The organism is Hymenobacter agri (genome assembly GCF_054778495.1).
On the sequence record NZ_BAAGZM010000002.1, the window covers coordinates 1 to 17,138 of the forward strand.

General features: G+C 57.7%; 17 protein-coding genes and 4 tRNA genes. 18 read left to right on the plus strand and 3 right to left on the minus strand.

The window, feature by feature from the left end; genetic code table 11:
* From ACYVDE_RS00345 to nadD, 5 genes are all read left to right on the plus strand, one after another.
* Positions 1 to 494 (plus strand): glycosyltransferase family 9 protein (locus ACYVDE_RS00345; protein ID WP_460499498.1); only part of this gene is annotated, 494 nt, incomplete at its 5' end.
* Positions 495 to 780: 286 nt separating this feature from the next.
* On the plus strand, positions 781 to 1,425 hold the full coding sequence (locus tag ACYVDE_RS00350) for a sigma-70 family RNA polymerase sigma factor (protein ID WP_241937041.1): 645 nt from the start codon (positions 781 to 783) through the stop codon (positions 1,423 to 1,425).
* Between the two features lie 160 nt (positions 1,426 to 1,585).
* A complete protein-coding gene (locus ACYVDE_RS00355) occupies positions 1,586 to 1,804 on the plus strand; it encodes a hypothetical protein (protein ID WP_460499499.1) in 219 nt (72 codons plus the stop codon).
* Between the two features lie 29 nt (positions 1,805 to 1,833).
* Complete coding sequence (gene gmk, locus ACYVDE_RS00360) at positions 1,834 to 2,418, plus strand: guanylate kinase (RefSeq protein WP_460499500.1); 585 nt, start codon at positions 1,834 to 1,836, stop codon at positions 2,416 to 2,418.
* Between the two features lie 12 nt (positions 2,419 to 2,430).
* The gene (gene nadD / locus ACYVDE_RS00365; RefSeq protein WP_460499501.1) at positions 2,431 to 3,021 is read left to right on the plus strand and encodes a nicotinate-nicotinamide nucleotide adenylyltransferase; all 591 of its coding nucleotides are present in this window, start codon (positions 2,431 to 2,433) and stop codon (positions 3,019 to 3,021) included.
* An 85-nt stretch (positions 3,022 to 3,106) separates the two neighbouring features.
* Here the strand turns inward: nadD and frr are convergent, their stop codons facing one another.
* The 3 genes from frr to ACYVDE_RS00380 form a co-directional block, all read right to left on the minus strand.
* On the minus strand, positions 3,107 to 3,670 hold the full coding sequence (frr, locus tag ACYVDE_RS00370; RefSeq protein WP_460499502.1) for a ribosome-recycling factor: 564 nt from the start codon (positions 3,668 to 3,670) through the stop codon (positions 3,107 to 3,109).
* Positions 3,671 to 3,769: 99 nt separating this feature from the next.
* Positions 3,770 to 4,573 (minus strand): uridine monophosphate kinase, encoded by an 804-nt coding sequence (gene pyrH, locus ACYVDE_RS00375; protein ID WP_460499503.1) that lies wholly within the window; start codon positions 4,571 to 4,573, stop codon positions 3,770 to 3,772.
* Positions 4,574 to 4,617: 44 nt separating this feature from the next.
* On the minus strand, positions 4,618 to 5,121 hold the full coding sequence (locus tag ACYVDE_RS00380; protein ID WP_460499504.1) for an acyl-CoA carboxylase biotin carboxyl carrier protein subunit: 504 nt from the start codon (positions 5,119 to 5,121) through the stop codon (positions 4,618 to 4,620).
* Positions 5,122 to 5,317: 196 nt separating this feature from the next.
* On the opposite strand from ACYVDE_RS00380, the gene ACYVDE_RS00385 reads away from it, so the two are divergent.
* The 13 genes from ACYVDE_RS00385 to rpoB all read left to right on the plus strand — a co-directional run bounded on the left by ACYVDE_RS00385 (position 5,318) and on the right by rpoB (position 17,071).
* Complete coding sequence (locus ACYVDE_RS00385; protein WP_460499505.1) at positions 5,318 to 7,798, plus strand: M1 family metallopeptidase; 2,481 nt, start codon at positions 5,318 to 5,320, stop codon at positions 7,796 to 7,798.
* Positions 7,799 to 7,969: 171 nt separating this feature from the next.
* Positions 7,970 to 8,049, plus strand: a tRNA-Tyr gene (locus ACYVDE_RS00390).
* Between the two features lie 19 nt (positions 8,050 to 8,068).
* A tRNA-Gly gene (locus tag ACYVDE_RS00395) sits at positions 8,069 to 8,141 on the plus strand.
* A 16-nt stretch (positions 8,142 to 8,157) separates the two neighbouring features.
* Positions 8,158 to 8,229: transfer RNA gene (locus tag ACYVDE_RS00400), tRNA-Thr, on the plus strand.
* 169 nt (positions 8,230 to 8,398) lie between these two features.
* The gene (tuf, locus tag ACYVDE_RS00405; RefSeq protein WP_198067442.1) at positions 8,399 to 9,589 is read left to right on the plus strand and encodes an elongation factor Tu; all 1,191 of its coding nucleotides are present in this window, start codon (positions 8,399 to 8,401) and stop codon (positions 9,587 to 9,589) included.
* A 149-nt stretch (positions 9,590 to 9,738) separates the two neighbouring features.
* Positions 9,739 to 9,809, plus strand: a tRNA-Trp gene (locus ACYVDE_RS00410).
* 62 nt (positions 9,810 to 9,871) lie between these two features.
* Entirely contained in the window at positions 9,872 to 10,066 is a 195-nt protein-coding gene (gene secE, locus ACYVDE_RS00415; RefSeq protein WP_198067443.1) for a preprotein translocase subunit SecE, read from the plus strand.
* 12 nt (positions 10,067 to 10,078) lie between these two features.
* On the plus strand, positions 10,079 to 10,645 hold the full coding sequence (nusG, locus tag ACYVDE_RS00420) for a transcription termination/antitermination protein NusG (RefSeq protein ID WP_196290995.1): 567 nt from the start codon (positions 10,079 to 10,081) through the stop codon (positions 10,643 to 10,645).
* A gap of 119 nt (positions 10,646 to 10,764) precedes the next feature.
* Positions 10,765 to 11,208, plus strand: a complete 444-nt coding sequence (rplK, locus tag ACYVDE_RS00425; RefSeq protein WP_196286003.1) for a 50S ribosomal protein L11 — start codon at positions 10,765 to 10,767, stop codon at positions 11,206 to 11,208.
* A 20-nt stretch (positions 11,209 to 11,228) separates the two neighbouring features.
* Positions 11,229 to 11,927 (plus strand): 50S ribosomal protein L1, encoded by a 699-nt coding sequence (gene rplA, locus ACYVDE_RS00430; protein WP_460499506.1) that lies wholly within the window; start codon positions 11,229 to 11,231, stop codon positions 11,925 to 11,927.
* A 15-nt stretch (positions 11,928 to 11,942) separates the two neighbouring features.
* Positions 11,943 to 12,491, plus strand: a complete 549-nt coding sequence (gene rplJ / locus ACYVDE_RS00435; protein WP_460499507.1) for a 50S ribosomal protein L10 — start codon at positions 11,943 to 11,945, stop codon at positions 12,489 to 12,491.
* A gap of 62 nt (positions 12,492 to 12,553) precedes the next feature.
* A complete protein-coding gene (gene rplL / locus ACYVDE_RS00440; protein WP_198067446.1) occupies positions 12,554 to 12,934 on the plus strand; it encodes a 50S ribosomal protein L7/L12 in 381 nt (126 codons plus the stop codon).
* Between the two features lie 291 nt (positions 12,935 to 13,225).
* On the plus strand, positions 13,226 to 17,071 hold the full coding sequence (gene rpoB, locus ACYVDE_RS00445) for a DNA-directed RNA polymerase subunit beta (protein ID WP_460499517.1): 3,846 nt from the start codon (positions 13,226 to 13,228) through the stop codon (positions 17,069 to 17,071).
* The last annotated feature ends 67 nt before the right edge of the window (positions 17,072 to 17,138 follow it).

Sequence of the window (17,138 nt, forward strand, 5' to 3'; positions counted from 1 at the left end):
CCGGCCAGCTCAACGTCATCCTGCATCCGCGCAGCCGAGGCAGCGCCCGCGAGTGGGGCCTGGCCAATTTCGGCCAGCTCGCCCGGCTGCTACACCAGGCCGGCCACCGCGTATTCATCACCGGCACTGCGGCGGAAGGGGAGGAGTTGGCCGACTGGCTGCGCGAACACGCTGCGTACCTCGCCGCCGACCTCACCGGCCAACTCAGTTTGCCGCAGTTCATCTCCTTCATCGCCGCCGCCGATGGCCTCGTGGCCGGCAGTACTGGCCCACTGCACCTGGCTGCCGCACTGGGCCGCCACGCGCTGGGGCTATACCCGCCCATCCGGCCCATGCACCCCGGCCGCTGGGCCCCGTTGGGCCCGCAAGCCGAGTTTGTGGTATTCGATAAGCCCGCATGCCAGGACTGTCGTACCCAGCCCGCGGCCTGCACCTGCATCAAAGCCCTCGAGCCAATGGTCGTGGCGGCGCGGGTGCTGGCCTGGAATGCGTAGCAGCCCACTAAGCGACGCACAAGGGCAAAACAAAGGGGTATTCATGTAGTTAGTTTGCTGCTTGCCGGCTTTTGTGCAACCTAGGCAGCGTTGCCATCCGTACATCGGGCACCGGGCCATGCATCAGGGCTGGCTGTGCGATGCTCGTTTGGGCTGCGTGCGGCGGCGCTGGGCAGGCAGGCAACGTCGCTTCCACCCGCTGCGAGTTGCCGCTAACGGCCTGATAAGTTGTTTTAATCCCCTAAATCTTTCGTAGGTTTCGACCTGCAATATTTCCCGCCCCAGTATGAGCGATTCCCCCGAACGGGTTAAACTGAGCAAAGAGGAGAAGGACCGGCGCTTTCAGGCCGAGCTGATGCCCGTGCTCGACCCGCTCTACAACTTTGCCTACCGGCTCACCCTCGACGAGGACGATGCCAACGACCTGGTGCAGGAAACTTACCTGAAAGCGTACCGCTTTTTCGAGTACTTCGAGCCGGGCACCAACGCCAAAGCCTGGCTTTTCCGCATTCTCAAGAACTCGTTCATCAACGACTTCCGCAAGAAGAGCAAGCAGCCCGCCAAAGTCGACTACAGCGAGATTGAGGGCTATTACAACCCCGACGACGTCGAAGCCGAAGGTGAAATCGGGGCTTCGTCGTCCGACATGCGCCAGCAGTCGGCCCGCGACCTCATCGGCGATGAAGTGGCCAGCGCCCTGAATTCTTTGCCCGTCGATTTTCGCACCGTCATCATTCTCTGCGACCTCGAAGGCTTTACCTACGAGGAAATGGCTAAAGTGCTTGATATTCCAATCGGTACGGTGCGCTCGCGCCTGCACCGGGCCCGTAATTTTCTCAAGGATAAGCTCGAGAAATACGCGCAGTCAATGGGATATGGCAATGATACAATAGACGACGAAACGGAACTAACCGAGGCCGAGAATAATTAACGTCAGCAGCCAGGATGCTCCGGCATGCTCGTAGGTCGTTGTTATTCACTCCTTTCCCCCGCAACTTTCAATTATGGCACAACCCGCTACTACTACAACCAACATGTCGGCCCCCATTGCTTCGGCCCCTTTGCCGGATAATGGCCCCGACTGCGAACGAGTGAACACTGTACTAGACCAACTCATCGATGGCCACGCTGTGACCGAGGCCGACGAGGATTACCTCTACGACCACGCTACCGATTGCTCGCCCTGCTTCGACGACATCGAAAAGCAGCGGGTATTCATCGGCTTCCTCAATCAGCGCGTGGCGCGCCGGCCCATTCCGGCCAGCCTGCACCAGTCTATTCTGGCCCGCATCGGCACCGAAGTGGCCTGATTCCGGCCACTTCTGGCTAGCTTTGCGCGATGCAAGGCAAAATCATCGTGTTTTCGGCCCCATCCGGTGCCGGCAAAACCACCATCGTGCACCGGCTCATGGAGCGGTTGCCCGAGCTGAGCTTTTCCATTTCGGCCTGCACCCGCGACCGCCGCGGGCGCGCCGAAGTCAATGGCAAAGACTACCATTTCATCTCCGTGCAGGATTTCCAGGACAAAATTCGCCACAACGAATTTGTCGAGTGGGAAGAAGTGTACGAGGGGGCCTTCTACGGTACCCTCAAGTCGGAGATTGAGCGCATCTGGGCCGGCGGCAAGCATGCCATCCTCGATGTCGACGTGAAAGGAGGGCTCAGCATCAAGGAGTTTTACAAGGACCGTGCGCTCGCCATCTTCGTGCGTCCGCCTTCCATCGAGGCTCTCGAGCAGCGGCTCAACGCCCGTGCCACCGACTCCAAATCCAGCATTTCTTCGCGGATATACAAGGCCAACTTCGAGCTCGCGTTCGAAGACCGGTTCGATGTGACCGTCGTCAACGACGACCTCGACGAAGCCTGCGCGCACGCCGAGCGCCTCGTGCGCAGCTTCATCAGCGGCGAGCCCTCCATCGTGTAAAACACGTTTGGTATGAGCCGCCCCCGCATCGGCCTGCTGTTCGGGTCGTTCAATCCCGTGCACACCGGCCACCTCATTCTGGCCGAGCATTTCGCCACGCGCACCGATTTGGCCGAAGTCTGGCTGGTGGTATCGCCCCACAGCCCCTTCAAAAACGCTGTCGACCTGCGCCCCGACGCCGAGCGCCTGCACCTCGTGCAATTGGCTATTGCCGGCAACCCCCGCCTGCGCGCCGAAGACATCGAGTTCGGCCTGCCGCGCCCCAGCTACACCATTGCCACCCTCGACGCCCTGCGTCAGCGCCATTCTGAAGTGGATTTCGTGCTGCTCATGGGGGCCGACAACCTGCCCGGCCTGCCCCGCTGGCAGGAAGCCGAGCGCCTGCTCGCCGAAATCGACATCTACGTGTACCCGCGCCCTGGCTCCCCGCTGCCCGACCTCACTGGCTTCCCGCGCGTCCAGGTGATGTCCGCCCCGCTGCTCGACATTTCGGCCACCTACATCCGCGAGAGTCTGCGCCAGGGCCAGAGTATCCTCTACCTGGTGCCCGCCGCCGTCGAGGCCGAACTTACTCGGCAGAACGACCCTGCGCTCCCTGCGTAATCCCCTGCGTCCACTGCGGGAAACAGCACTCATAAAAAAAGCCCGACGAATTTCGCCGGGCTTTCTCTTTTTTGGCAGGGCCGAATCAAACGGTCATAATCTCCGCCTCCTTCTTGCTGAGGACTTTATCGACCTCGGCAATGTAGGTGTCGGTGGTTTTCTGCACCTTTTCTTCGGCGCTCTTGATGGCGTCTTCCGAAGCGCCTTCTTTCAGCAGCTTGCGCAGGCTCTCGTTCACATCCTTACGGATGCCGCGCACGCGCACTTTGCCGGCTTCGGTTTCGTTTTTAGCCTGCTTCACCAGCTCGCGGCGGCGCTCCTCGGTCATGGCCGGAATGTTCAGGCGTATGCCTTCCGCATCCGACATGGGGTTCAGGCCCAGGTCGCTGTTCTTGATGGCCTTGGTCACCTCGCTAATCATGTTTTTCTCCCAGGGCTTGATGAACAGCGTGCGGGCGTCGGGCGTGGAGATGTTGGCAATCTGGCTCACCGGCGTCGAGGTGCCGTAGTAGTCCACGCGCAGGCCGTCGAGCATTGCCGGCGAAGCCTTACCGGCCCGGATGCGGCTCATTTCCACGTTCACGTGCGCCAGCGCCTTGGTCATCGACTCGACTAGCTCATCAAGGTAAAACTGAATTTCTTCGTCCATCTTTTTAGAAGGGGTGAATTTTGAGAGTTGAATGTTGAATGACGTTGAGTTGGGGCCGAATTGCTCATTCAACCCGCAAAACTCAACATTCAAAATTTCTTACGCTTGCTCGGGCTGATTGCCTACCAGCGGGTGCAGCAGGCTTTGCGTGGGGTCGAGCAGGGCCTTGCGGCCATCGCGGCCGGTGCCAGTACCGCCCATGCTTACCAGCGTGCCCATGGGCTCGCCGTTCAGCAGGCGCTCCAGGTTGCCGGCCGTGTTCATGTCGAACACGATGATGGGCAGGTTATTCTCCTTGCACAGCGTGAAAGCCGTCATGTCCATCACGTTCAGGTTCTTGCTCAGCACCTCGTCGAACGTGATTTCGGGATAGCGCGTGGCCGTGGGGTCCTTCTCCGGGTCGGCCGTGTAAATACCGTCTACGCGCGTACCCTTCAGCACCACGTCGGCCTCAATCTCAATGGCCCGCAGCGAGGCGGCCGAGTCGGTGGTGAAGTACGGCGAGCCAATGCCGGCCCCGAAAATCACCACGCGGCCCTTTTCGAGGTGGCGCACGGCGCGGCGCCGGATATACGGCTCGCACACGCGCTGAATGGTGAGGCCCGAGAGCAGGCGCGTACTTACTTCCAGCTTTTCGAGGGCGCTTTGCAAGGCCATCGAGTTGATGACCGTGGCCAGCATGCCCATGTAGTCGCCCTGCACGCGGTCGAGGCCGAAGGCTTCGGCTTCCACGCCGCGGTAGATGTTGCCGCCGCCAATCACGACGGCTATCTGTACGCCCGTAGCTGCCACCGTTTTAATCTCAGAGGCATATTGCATCAGTCGTTCGGCATCAATGCCGTACTGCTGCTGGCCCATCAGCGCTTCGCCGCTGAGCTTGAGGAGGATGCGATTGTATTTCAAGGCGTAGGAAATTGTTGAATCGAATAATAAAAAGCCGGCCGCCGCTAGGCGAATTGCACCAGTACCTGGCCCTTCTGCACGTTGTCGCGCAGGTTCACCTTCAGGCTGCCCACAGTGCCATCGGCAGGCGCTTTCAGGATGTTTTCCATCTTCATGGCTTCCAGTACCAGCAGCGGGTCACCCTTCTGCACGGTCTGGCCGGGCTGCACCCGAATGTCGACGATAAGGCCCGGCATCGGAGCTTTCAGCTCGTTCACCTTGGCAGAAGCGGCATTCGCCATGCCTAGGCGTTCAAGGAGCAGGTCGAACCGGTCCTTGGCTTGCAACTCTACCCGCTGGCCGTTTAGTTTGAGCACAATGTTTTTGGCGGCGTAATCGGCCTCGACAACCTCTGCATTGAAGGAGCGTCCTTTGTAGAGAATGTGGTAGCGGCCGTCGCCTAAGGCGACAATATCCCAGGCAAATGGTTCGCTGTTAAGCGTCACCGCGTCCGCACTACGATAATCGACTTCCCACTGCTGGTTGGTTCCGGTGGTGATTTGAAACATTTGATGAGAGCGTGAGTGGGAGTAAAGCGGGGTTAAAGGTAGGCTAAATCTCAAATTAATTCGGAAATTGAGGCGTTTTTCGCCCGTACATATTGGCATGAAGTATCTGATTCCAGGCCTTATGGGCCTGTTTTTATTATATAATACGTGGTTGGCCGAAGCGCAGCCGGGCGGTAAAGGCCCAGCCCGCCCGCCCGTGCACAAAAAACCGGCGCCTGCCGCCGCACCCGCCCCCGCTCCGGCCAGTATGACGGTGCCCTCCTGGCTGCCGGCCGAGGCGCCGCTGCATCCGGCGGCCACCATCCTCACCGATGTGGTCGATACCAAGCTGGATGTGCGCTTCGACTATAAAAAACAGCACCTGCTGGGCACTGCGGTGCTAACACTGCGCTCGCACTTCTATCCCCAAACCGAGTTGGTACTCGATGCGAAGGGCTTCGATATCCAGAAAGTGGAGTTGGTAGGGGATAAGAAGAACAAGAATCTGAACTACAACTACAACCGTCGCAAGCTCGTCATTGCGCTCGACCATCCGTACCCGCGCAGCACGCCCTATCAGGTACGCATCGTGTACGTGGCCAAGCCCAATGAACTGCCGCAGGGTGGTTCGGCCGCCATCACCAACGACAAAGGCCTGTACTTCATTAACCCGCTGGGCCTCGATAAGAACAAGCCTCGCCAAATCTGGACGCAGGGCGAGACGGAATCGAATTCCTGCTGGTTTCCGACCATCGACAAGCCCAACCAGCGGATGACGCAGGAAATCAGCATGACCGTGGAAAGCCAGTTCAAAACGCTGTCCAACGGCCTGCTCACGTCCTCACACGCCAACCCCGATGGCACCCGCACCGACACCTGGAAGCTGAGCGAGCCCCACGCGCCCTACTTGGCCACCATGGTGGTGGGCGATTTCGCCGTGGTGAGCGACTCCTGGCACGGCAAGCCGCTCGATTACTACGTCGAGCCGCAGTACGCCGGTACCGCCCGCGCCGTATTCGGTCGCACGCCCGAAATGCTCGATTTTTTCTCCAAGAAGCTCGGTGTGGAATTTCCGTGGCCCAAGTATGCCCAGGTGGCCGTGCGCGACTATATCAGCGGCGCCATGGAGAATACCACGGCGTCCACCTTCGGGAGCTTCGTGCAGGCCAATAAACGCGAGCTGCTCGATGTCAACTACCAGACCAGCGAATTCGTGGTCGTGCACGAGCTGTTCCACCAGTGGTTCGGCGACTACGTGACCTGCGAGAGCTGGAGCAACCTGCCGCTGAACGAGTCGTTCGCCGACTATTCCGAATACCTCTGGGCCGAGCGCAAGTACGGCGACGACGAAGCCAGCCTCATCCAAGAGCTGAAAATCAACAACTACCTCGAAGAAGCCGTGGGCAAGCGCGAGCCTCTCATCCGCTACCGCTACCAGAACCGCGAAGACATGCTCGACCGTCACTCCTACGACAAGGGCGGGCGCGTGCTGCACATGCTGCGCAAATACGTAGGCGACGACGCATTTTACGCCGCCCTCAACCGCTACCTCACCCAGAATAAGCTTTCCGCAGTCGAAATATCCAAGCTGCGCACCGCATTCGAAGAAACCACCGGCGAAGACCTGAGCTGGTTTTTCGACCAGTGGTTCCTCCAGCGCGGCCACCCCGAACTGCGCATCACCCACACCTACGCCAACGGCCAAGTGAACCTGCGCGTGCGCCAGGTGCAGGACACCGTGTATCAGCCCGTGTACCGCCTGCCCGTCAGCGTAGCTGTCTGGACTGGTAGCAACCAGCCCACCGAGCACCGCATCACCATCACCAAAGCCGACCAGACCTTCCAGCTGCCCGCCAGCCAGAAGCCGGTGTTCGTGAAGTTCGACAGCGAAACCCAGCTGCTAGCCCAAATCGACGAGGAGCGCACCCAGGACGAACTGATATTCCAGTTCTACCACGCCCGCAACTACCAGCAGAAGGCCGAGGCCATGAACCAGCTGCAGAATAAAACCGACCAGCTGAGCGTGAGCAGCCTCATGCGCAACGCCCTCAACGACAAGTTCTGGAATGTGCGCCGCCTGGCCCTCGAGCATCTGCGCGGCTACCGTGGCCCCGAGCCTACTGGCGTCCGCAAAGATGTTGCGCGCCTCGCCACCTCCGACCCCAATTCCCGCGTGCGGGTGCAGGCCCTCAAAACCCTGGCCGCCTTCCCCGATGGCAGCTACGGCGACCTTTACGGCGCCGCCGTGGCCGATAGCTCCATTCTGGTATCGGCCGCTGCCATCGAAATCCTGGCCAAGCGTCCCGAGGTCAACTCCAAGCAGCAAATCGCAGCCATCGAAAACACCCGCAGTAGCACGCTCATCCTGGCCATCGCCAAATTCTATGCCCTCAACGGCCGCCTCGACCAGTACCCGTGGTTCCTGCGTCGCCTGCCCGACGTGGCCGAGGCCGACCTCTACGGCTACTTCCAAGCCTTCGGGGCCCTCATGGCCAACATTCCGCCTGTGGAGCGCGACAAAGGCCTGAAAGTGCTCGAGGACTACGCCCGCACGTATCCGCGTTACGAGGTGCGCCTCGGGGCCTACCACGGCCTCGCTCTACTCGTTCCCAGCACGCCCGGCCTTAAAGCCACCCTGCAGAACATTCGCGAGAAAGAAACCGACGATAAGTTGAAAGCAATTTATAACCTTATGTAAAAGCGAGTTCCGCATTTGGGGCAAAAAAAGAACAACCTTTTTTTGCCCCAATGCTTGCCTTGTGTCAAAAAACCTCTAATTTTGCAGCTCCTTACGAAACAATACTACTTCGGTAGCAGCGCAACGCAAGGGAAAGCGCCTTCCGGCAATCGGCCGGAGAGCACCAAAAATGGGGGTATCGCATAGCGGCAATTGCGGGTGACTGTAACTCACCTCCTTCGGGTTCATAGGTTCGAGTCCTGTTACCCCCACTTTTTTATCATACCATCTGCGGGAGTAGCTCAGTTGGTAGAGCGGCAGCCTTCCAAGCTGCAGGTCGCGGGTTCGAACCTCGTCTCCCGCTCACGATTTCAGAATAAGCCGTTTTAGCTCAGTGGTAGAGCACTTCCTTGGTAAGGAAGAGGTCATGGGTTCAAATCCCATAAATGGCTCAGATTACAAATAAAGTCCAGCGGTCGGAGCAATCCGGCCGCCGGCATGGTTCTCTCAGGCAAGCGACGCACAGTTTTCTATTACAGTAGGGGCTGAGGCTCGCTTTCTTCGTGTACGTTCCGTTTTTACCTCAAATTCACTTCACCACCTCTTTTTTTACTCTTTACAATGGCTAAAGAAAATTTCGACCGGTCCAAGCCGCACGTAAACATCGGTACCATCGGCCACGTCGACCACGGCAAGACCACCCTGACCGCTGCTATCACCATGGTGCTGGCAAACCAGGGTCTGGCCGAAAAGCGTGACTTCTCTTCGATTGACAATGCTCCCGAAGAAAAAGAGCGTGGTATCACCATCAACACCGCTCACGTAGAGTACTCGACCGCCAACCGTCACTACGCTCACGTTGACTGCCCCGGTCACGCTGACTACGTGAAGAACATGGTAACGGGTGCTGCCCAAATGGACGGCGCTATCCTGGTGGTAGCTGCTACCGACGGCCCGATGCCCCAGACCCGTGAGCACATCCTGCTCGCTCGTCAGGTAGGTGTTCCCCAGTTGGTGGTGTTCATGAACAAAGTGGACATGGTGGATGACCCCGAGCTCCTCGAGCTGGTGGAAATGGAAATCCGCGAACTCCTCTCGTTCTACGACTTCGATGGCGACAACATCCCCGTTATCCAGGGTTCGGCCCTCGGCGGCCTGAACGGCGATGCCAACTGGGTTCCCAAAATCAACGAGCTGATGGACGCGGTTGACTCGTTCATTCCGATTCCTGCTCGTCTGACCGACCTGCCCTTCCTGATGCCGGTAGAAGACGTGTTCTCGATTACCGGCCGCGGCACCGTGGCTACCGGTCGTATCGAGCGCGGCGTTATCAACTCGGGCGACCAGGTTGATATCCTCGGCATGGGCGCTGCTGCCGGCCTGAAGTCGACGGTTACGGGTGTGGAAATGTTCCGCAAAATCCTCGACCGTGGCGAAGCTGGTGACAACGTAGGTCTGCTGCTCCGCGGTATTGAAAAAGAAGCCATCCGTCGCGGCATGGTTATCTGCAAGCCCGGTTCGGTAACCCCCCACCAGAAGTTCAAGGCTGAGGTGTACGTTCTCTCGAAAGAGGAAGGTGGCCGTCACACACCGTTCTTCAACAACTACCGTCCGCAGTTCTACCTGCGTACCACCGACGTTACCGGCATCATCACCCTCCCCGAGGGCGTTGAAATGGTAATGCCCGGCGACAACATCACCATCACCGTTGAGCTCATCAACAAGGTGGCAATGGAGAAAGGCCTCCGCTTCGCTATCCGTGAGGGTGGCCGCACGGTAGGTGCCGGTCAGGTAACCGAAGTTCTCGACTAAGCTTAGGCTTAATCAGTAAAAAAGCCGCTCCCAAAAATGTGGGAGCGGCTTTTTTTACGCTGAAACAGAAGAGAGTATTTGTTTTCTCCACTGTTTCTCTTACCTTTGCACTCCCTTTAGCGAAATGCGCTTTCCGGGAATGTTTAAAAACGAGTGTAGTTCAAGGGTAGAATAGAGGTCTCCAAAACCTTTGATGGGAGTTCGAATCTCTCCACTCGTGCAATTTGGGCCAGTTGGTCCGCTCCATGTCAGTTCAGCGGCCACGCTGTTTTTCTCATCACAATGGACAAACTGAGCAATTACTTCCGCACCACCATCGAGGAGATGCGCTACAACGTAACGTGGCCCTCGACGACGGAACTCCAGAAGAGCGCCGGCTTGGTGCTGGTGGGCTCGCTCGTGTTTGCCATCGTGGTGGGCGTGATGGATGTCAGCTTTGAGTCGGTACTCAAGGCATTTTACAACTCGTTTCGCTAATCAATAGTCAAGATGGGCGAATTGAAATGGTACGTGGTGCGCTCGGTGAGCGGCCAGGAGAAAAAAGCCAAAAATTACCTCGAAACGGAGCTCGGTCGGCATAACCTGACCGAGCTTGTTCCGCAGGTACTGATTCCGGTAGAGAAGGTGTTTGAGATGCGCAACGGCAAGAAGCGCGTCCGCGAGCGGAACCTCTACCCTGGTTACATCATCATCCACGCCGACCTCGGCCACGGTGAGGTAGACCACATCATTACCAGCACGCCCGGCGTGATTGGTTTCCTCGGCGACAAAGACAAAAAGGACGCAACGAACAATAAACCCGTTCCGCTGCACATTTCCGAAGTCAATCGCATCCTCGGCATCGTGGATGAAGCCGAGCAGCAAGCCGACGCTACCCTCGATAAGCCCTACGTAGTGGGCGAACTCGTGAAAGTGGTCGACGGCCCATTCAACGGCTTCTCCGGCAACGTGGACGAAGTTTTCGAGGAGAGGAAGAAGCTGAATGTAGTGGTGAAAATCTTCGGCCGCTCGCAGCCGGTAGAGCTCAGCTACACCCAAGTAGAAAAAGAGGTTTAGCCTCATCGATTATACCACGCCGGCTAATTGCTCCGGGTCGGCGGGGCTTCCAAACAGGAGTTTTCAATACTGAGGCAAGCGCGAGTTACGACGCAGGAGCTTCAGCCTAATCCATCCAAATGGCCAAAGAAATCAGAGGTTATCTGCGTCTGCAGATAAAGGGAGGCGCCGCGAACCCTTCGCCGCCGGTAGGACCTGCACTTGGTAGCAAAGGCTTGAACATCATGGAGTTTTGCAAGCAGTTCAATGCTCGCACCCAAGATAAAGCCGGCCAAGTTTGTCCTGTACTCATCACCATGTACACCGACAAGTCGTTCGACTTCGTGGTGAAGACGGCACCGGCTCCGGTGCTGCTCATGGAAGCTGCCAAGTTGCAGAGCGGTTCGAAAGAGCCGAACCGTAACAAAGTGGGCTCCGTGACGTGGGACCAGGTGCGTACCATTGCCGAAACCAAAATGCCTGACTTGAACGCTTTCGAAGTGGAAGCCGCCATGAAGCAGGTTGCCGGCACGGCTCGCAGCATGGGCATTACCATCAAGGGCGATTCTCCTTTTGCTGAATAATTAAACGGAGAAAAGAACAGATGGCTAAAGTAAGCAAAAAGCGCAAGGAAGCCCTTGCCAAACACGACCTGACGCAAGTGCGCAGCCTCGTGGAAGCCGCCAAAGTGGTGAAGGACATTACCTACACCAAGTTTGACGCCTCGGTAGATATCGACGTACGCCTCGGCGTGGACCCCCGCAAAGCGGACCAGATGGTTCGTGGCGTGGCCACCCTGCCCCACGGCACTGGCAAAACCGTTCGCGTGCTGGCGCTCGTGACCCCCGACAAGGAGGCCGAAGCTACCGCCGCCGGCGCCGACTTCGTGGGTCTGGACGACTATATCTCGAAAATCGAGAAAGGCTGGACCGACATCGACGTAATCATCACCATGCCGGCCGTAATGGCCAAAGTGGGTCGTCTGGGCCGCGTGCTCGGTCCCCGTGGTCTGATGCCGAACCCGAAGTCGGGTACCGTAACGACCGACGTAGCCAAGGCTGTGCAGGAAGTGAAGGCTGGTAAAATCGACTTCAAAGTTGACAAGACCGGCATCATTCACTGCTCGGTGGGCAAAGTGTCGTTCGATGAGAAGATGCTGGCCGAAAACGCTCTGGAGGTTATCCAGACGCTGGGTCGCCTGAAGCCTTCGTCGTCGAAAGGCACTTACATCAAGAGCATCACGCTCTCGAGCACGATGTCGCCCGCCGTTCCGGTTGACAGCCAAGTAAATTCCGCTAACTAATTAAATCAACCAAACATGACCCGGGAAGAAAAACAAGCCCTCGTGGATGAGTTGAGCGGAAAGATGCAATCGCACAACTCGTTCTACATCGTCGATGCTTCGGTGATGTCGGTAGCGAAAATCAACGAATTCCGTCGTCTGGCGTTCAACCGCGGCCTGGAGTACAAGGTGTACAAAAACACCTTTATCCGTAAGGCTCTGGATACGCTCGGCCACGATACGTCGGAGATGGATGCCGCACTGAAAGGCCAATCGGGCGTACTGTTCTCTACGGAGAGCGGCTCGGCTCCGGCCAAAATGCTGCGCGACTTCTATAAGTCGCAGGCATACCCCCGCGGTGTTGAGCCCAAGCCCGTACTGAAAGGCGCTTACGTAGATGCCAGCATCTACATCGGTGCTAACCAGCTCGAAGGCCTGACCAGCATCAAAGGCAAGCAGGAACTGCTCGGTGAACTCATCGGTCTGCTCCAGTCGCCCGCCAAAAATGTTATTTCTGCTCTTTCGAGCGGCGGCAACAAACTGGCTGGCATCCTCAAAACCCTCAGCGAAAAAGAGGCCGCCTAACCCGCAGCTTTTTCGCCCCTCTTTAAATTTTCAACAACACATTTTTTTAACAATCTACAGAAATGGCAGATTTGAAAGCATTCGCTGAGCAGCTTGTAAACCTGACGGTGAAAGAAGTAAACGAATTGGCAGGCATCCTGAAGGACGAGTACGGCATCGAGCCCGCTGCTGCTGCTCCCGTAATGATGGCTGGCGGCGGTGGCGCTGCTGCTGAAGAGGCTCCCGAGGAGAAGACGTCGTTCGACGTTATCCTGAAGGCTGCCGGCGGCCAGAAACTGGCTGTTGTGAAGCTGGTGAAAGACCTGACCGGTCTGGGCCTGAAAGAAGCCAAAGAACTGGTTGACGGTGCTCCCAAGCCCCTGAAAGAAGGCGTTGCCAAAGACGAGGCTGAGTCGCTGAAGAAGCAGCTCGAAGAAGCCGGTGCTGAAGTAGAAGTTAAGTAGTTTCTGCTCCTGAAGCATCTCCGGACCCGCTTCGAATAAGGATTAGACCTGGCAACTTAGCCAGGTCTTTTCCTGTTTGTAGCGTGTCAACCGCGCGAGCTACCCGGTTCGCGCTTTTGCTATGTCAGCTAACCATCTTGTTGCACAGGTGGTTAGGGAGTGCGCTGCACCGCTGATGAGCCGCCACCCCGGCTTCCCATTTTACGCTTCTGTGTCCATCTTATAATCCCCATCGCATTGGCTACACCGAAAGCACAGACGGCCGCCCTCAAGAAGACGGCCCCCGAGCGAATCAATTTCGCCAAGATTAAGAAGGTTATCGAGTACCCGGACTTCCTGGACGTGCAAGTACGCTCGTTCCAGGAATTCTTTCAGTTGGAAACCGCTGCTGAGCGTCGTTCTAACGAAGGATTGTTCAAAGTGTTCGCCGAGAACTTTCCGATTTCGGATTCGCGCGAAAACTTCGTGCTCAACTTTATCGATTACCACGTCGACCCGCCGAAATATTCGGTTGACGAGTGCATCGACCGTGGCTTGACTTATTCGGTTCCGCTGAAAGCCAAACTGCGTCTGATTTGCAATGATAAGGACAACGAGGACTTCGAAACGATTGAGCAGGAGGTGTTCCTTGGGAACATCCCGTACATGACCGTAAAGGGCTCGTTCGTTATCAACGGCGCCGAGCGTGTTATCGTATCGCAGCTGCACCGCTCGCCGGGCGTGTTCTTTGCCCAGAGCAAGCACACGAACGGTACCAAGCTGTACTCGGCCCGTATTATTCCGTTCAAAGGTTCGTGGATTGAATTTGCCACGGACGTGAACAACGTGATGTACGCGTACATTGACCGGAAGAAGAAATTCCCGGTGACGACGCTGCTTCGCGCCATCGGCTACGGCACCGATAAGGACATTCTCGACCTGTTCGGGCTGTCGGAAGAGGTGAAGGCCGACAAGAAAAACCTCAAGAAAGTGGTGGGCCGCAAGCTGGCTGCCCGGGTGCTGCGCACCTGGACGGAAGACTTCGTGGACGAGGACACCGGCGAAGTGGTATCCATCGACCGCAATGAAGTGTTGCTGGAGCGCGATGCCACTGTTGAGGACGCTGATATCGACGTGATTCTGGAGGCCGGCGCCAAGTCGGTAATCCTGCACCGCGAGAACGTGAACATTGCGGACTTCGCAATTATCTACAACACGCTGCAGAAGGATAACTCCAACTCGGAGAAGGAAGCTGTGGAGCAGATTTACCGCCAGCTCCGTAACACGGAGGCTCCGGACGAAGAGACTGCCCGCGACATTATCCAGAAGCTGTTTTTCTCGGACAAGCGCTACGACCTCGGGGAAGTAGGCCGCTACCGGATTAACAAGAAGCTGCAGATTGACATGGCGCAGGAGTCGCGGGTGCTGACCAATGAGGACATCGTTCTCATCGTGAAGTACCTGATTGGCTTGATTAACTCGAAGGCCATTGTCGATGACATTGACCACTTGAGCAACCGTCGCGTGCGCACCGTGGGCGAGCAGCTCTACGCCCAGTTCGGCGTGGGCCTGGCCCGGATGGCGCGTACCATCAAGGAGCGCATGAACGTGCGCGACAACGAGGACTTCAAGCCGGTTGACCTGATTAACGCCCGCACCCTGTCGAGCGTTATCAACTCGTTCTTCGGCACGAACCAGCTGTCGCAGTTTATGGACCAGACCAACCCGCTGGCCGAGGTGACGCACAAGCGTCGCGTATCGGCACTCGGGCCGGGAGGTCTGTCGCGTGAGCGCGCAGGCTTCGAGGTACGTGACGTGCACTACACGCACTATGGTCGTCTTTGCACGATTGAGACTCCTGAAGGCCCGAACATTGGTCTGATTTCGTCGCTGTGCGTGCACGCCCGCGTGAACTCGATGGGCTTCATCGAGACGCCTTACCGTGACGTGAAGTCGGGCAAGGTGGACATGAGCGAGAACGTGAAGTTCCTGACCGCTGAGGAAGAGGACACGCACCACATCGCGCAGGCCAACTCGCTGCTGGACGACAACGGCCAACTGACGCAGGAGCTGGTGAAAGGTCGTTTCGAGGGTGACTTCCCGGTGGTAAGCCCCGAGGAGTACTCCTACATGGACGTGGCCCCGAACCAGATTGTATCGGTAGCTGCTTCGCTGATTCCATTCCTGGAGCACGATGACGCCAACCGTGCACTCATGGGCTCGAACATGCAGCGTCAGGCTGTGCCGCTGCTCCGCCCGCAGGCTCCGATTGTGGGCACGGGTCTGGAAGGCCGCATTGCTACTGACTCGCGTGTGCTCGTGGTATCGGAAGGCGAAGGCGTAATCGACTTCGTGGATGCTAACAAAATCATTGTGAAATACGACCTCTCGGAGGACGACATCATGGTGAGCTTCGATGCTGAGCGGGTTACCTACGACCTCATCAAATTCCGTCGCACCAACCAGGACACCTGCCTCAACCTGACGCCGCTCGTGAAGCGCGGCGAGCGGGTGACCAAAGGCCAGCCCCTGTGCGAAGGCTACGGCACCAACCAAGGCGAACTCGCCCTAGGCCGCAACATGCAGGTGGCGTTCATGCCGTGGCAGGGCTACAACTTCGAGGATGCCATCGTCATCTCGGAGCGTGTGGTTCGCGACGATATTTTCACTTCGATTCACATCGAGGAGTTTGAGCTGGAAGTGCGCGAGACCAAGCGCGGCGAAGAAGAGCTGACTTCGGAAATTCCGAACGTGAGCGAAGAAGCCGTGCGCAACCTCGACGACAACGGAATCATCCGTCTCGGTGCCGAGGTGAAGGAAGGCGACATTCTGATTGGTAAAATCACGCCGAAAGGCGAGACGGACCCGACTCCGGAAGAGAAGCTGCTCCGCGCCATCTTCGGCGACAAGGCCGGCGATGTGAAGGATGCCTCGCTTAAGGCGCCGCCCTCCCTGAACGGGGTGGTGATTGGCACCAAGCTGTTCTCGCGTCCGAAGAAAGACAAAAACCTCCGGGCTAAGTCGAAGAAGGAAGTAGAAGACCTCAAGTCGACCTACTCGCAGGAACTGCGTGGCGTGAAAGCCATCATGATTGACAAGCTGGTGCAGTTGCTGGAAGGCAAAACGTCGCAAGGCATCAAGCACCGCTTTGGCGAGGAGATGATTTCGAAGGGCGTGAAGTTCAACCGCAAGAACATTGTGGAAGGCTTGTTCCCGGACAAAAACCCTTACAAAGACGAGAGCAACTACGCCGTGCCCGAAGAAGCCAACCTGTTTAAGGACTTGGTGCTGGAAGGTTGGACGGCCGATGCCCGCGTGAATGGCCTGGTGCATGACTTGGTGAAGAACTACGCCAAGCGCCGCAACACCATCACGGCTCGCTTCAAGCGCAACCGTTTCACCCTGGAAGTGGGCGACGAACTGCCCGCCGGCATCGTGCAGCTGGCTAAAGTGTATATCGCCAAGAAGCGCAAGCTGAAGGTGGGTGACAAGATGGCCGGCCGCCACGGTAACAAAGGGGTAGTGGCCCGCATCGTGCGCGATGAGGACATGCCCTTCCTGCCCGATGGCACGCCGATGGACATCGTGCTGAACCCGCTGGGTGTACCAAGCCGCATGAACATCGGTCAGATTTACGAGACCGTACTTGGCTGGGCTGGTCTGAAAATGGGTCGTACGTATTCGACTCCGATTTTCGACGGCGCTACCGAGGACGAAGTAGCTCGCGAGCTGACCGAGGCTGGCCTGCCCGACTGGGGCCGTGCTTACCTGCACGATGGTCTGACGGGCGACCGTTTCGACCAGCCGGTAACCGTGGGCGTGATTTACATGCTCAAGCTCGGTCACTTGGTTGACGACAAGATGCACGCGCGTTCCATCGGGCCTTACTCGCTCATCACGCAACAGCCGCTGGGTGGTAAGGCACAGTTCGGTGGCCAGCGCTTTGGCGAGATGGAGGTATGGGCGCTGGAGGCCTTCGGTGCTTCTAACGTCCTTCAGGAAATCCTGACGGTGAAGTCGGACGACGTGGTAGGCCGCGCCAAGGCGTACGAAGCCATTGTAAAAGGCGACATTCTGCCCAAGCCGAATATCCCCGAGTCGTTCAACGTGCTGCTCCACGAACTGCGTGGTCTGGCACTTGAAATCACGATGGACTAGTGAAATACTGCGGTTGCGGCTGGGGCGCAAGCTTTGGCCGCAACTCGCGGTTTGCCTGCCGGCAGAC

Bases quoted from the DNA above. Each gene is read 5' to 3' on its own strand.
- rplK (WP_196286003.1), top strand. From the start codon at position 10,765: ATGGCCAAAGAAATCAGAGGTTATCTGCGTCTGCAGATAAAGGGAGGC.
- nusG (WP_196290995.1), top strand. From the start codon at position 10,079: ATGGGCGAATTGAAATGGTACGTGGTGCGCTCGGTGAGCGGCCAGGAG.
- nadD (WP_460499501.1), top strand. From the start codon at position 2,431: ATGAGCCGCCCCCGCATCGGCCTGCTGTTCGGGTCGTTCAATCCCGTG.
- secE (WP_198067443.1), top strand. From the start codon at position 9,872: ATGGACAAACTGAGCAATTACTTCCGCACCACCATCGAGGAGATGCGC.
- tuf (WP_198067442.1), top strand. From the start codon at position 8,399: ATGGCTAAAGAAAATTTCGACCGGTCCAAGCCGCACGTAAACATCGGT.
- rplJ (WP_460499507.1), top strand. From the start codon at position 11,943: ATGACCCGGGAAGAAAAACAAGCCCTCGTGGATGAGTTGAGCGGAAAG.
- rplL (WP_198067446.1), top strand. From the start codon at position 12,554: ATGGCAGATTTGAAAGCATTCGCTGAGCAGCTTGTAAACCTGACGGTG.
- rplA (WP_460499506.1), top strand. From the start codon at position 11,229: ATGGCTAAAGTAAGCAAAAAGCGCAAGGAAGCCCTTGCCAAACACGAC.
- frr (WP_460499502.1), bottom strand. From the start codon at position 3,670: ATGGACGAAGAAATTCAGTTTTACCTTGATGAGCTAGTCGAGTCGATG.
- ACYVDE_RS00380 (WP_460499504.1), bottom strand. From the start codon at position 5,121: ATGTTTCAAATCACCACCGGAACCAACCAGCAGTGGGAAGTCGATTAT.
- ACYVDE_RS00350 (WP_241937041.1), top strand. From the start codon at position 781: ATGAGCGATTCCCCCGAACGGGTTAAACTGAGCAAAGAGGAGAAGGAC.
- gmk (WP_460499500.1), top strand. From the start codon at position 1,834: ATGCAAGGCAAAATCATCGTGTTTTCGGCCCCATCCGGTGCCGGCAAA.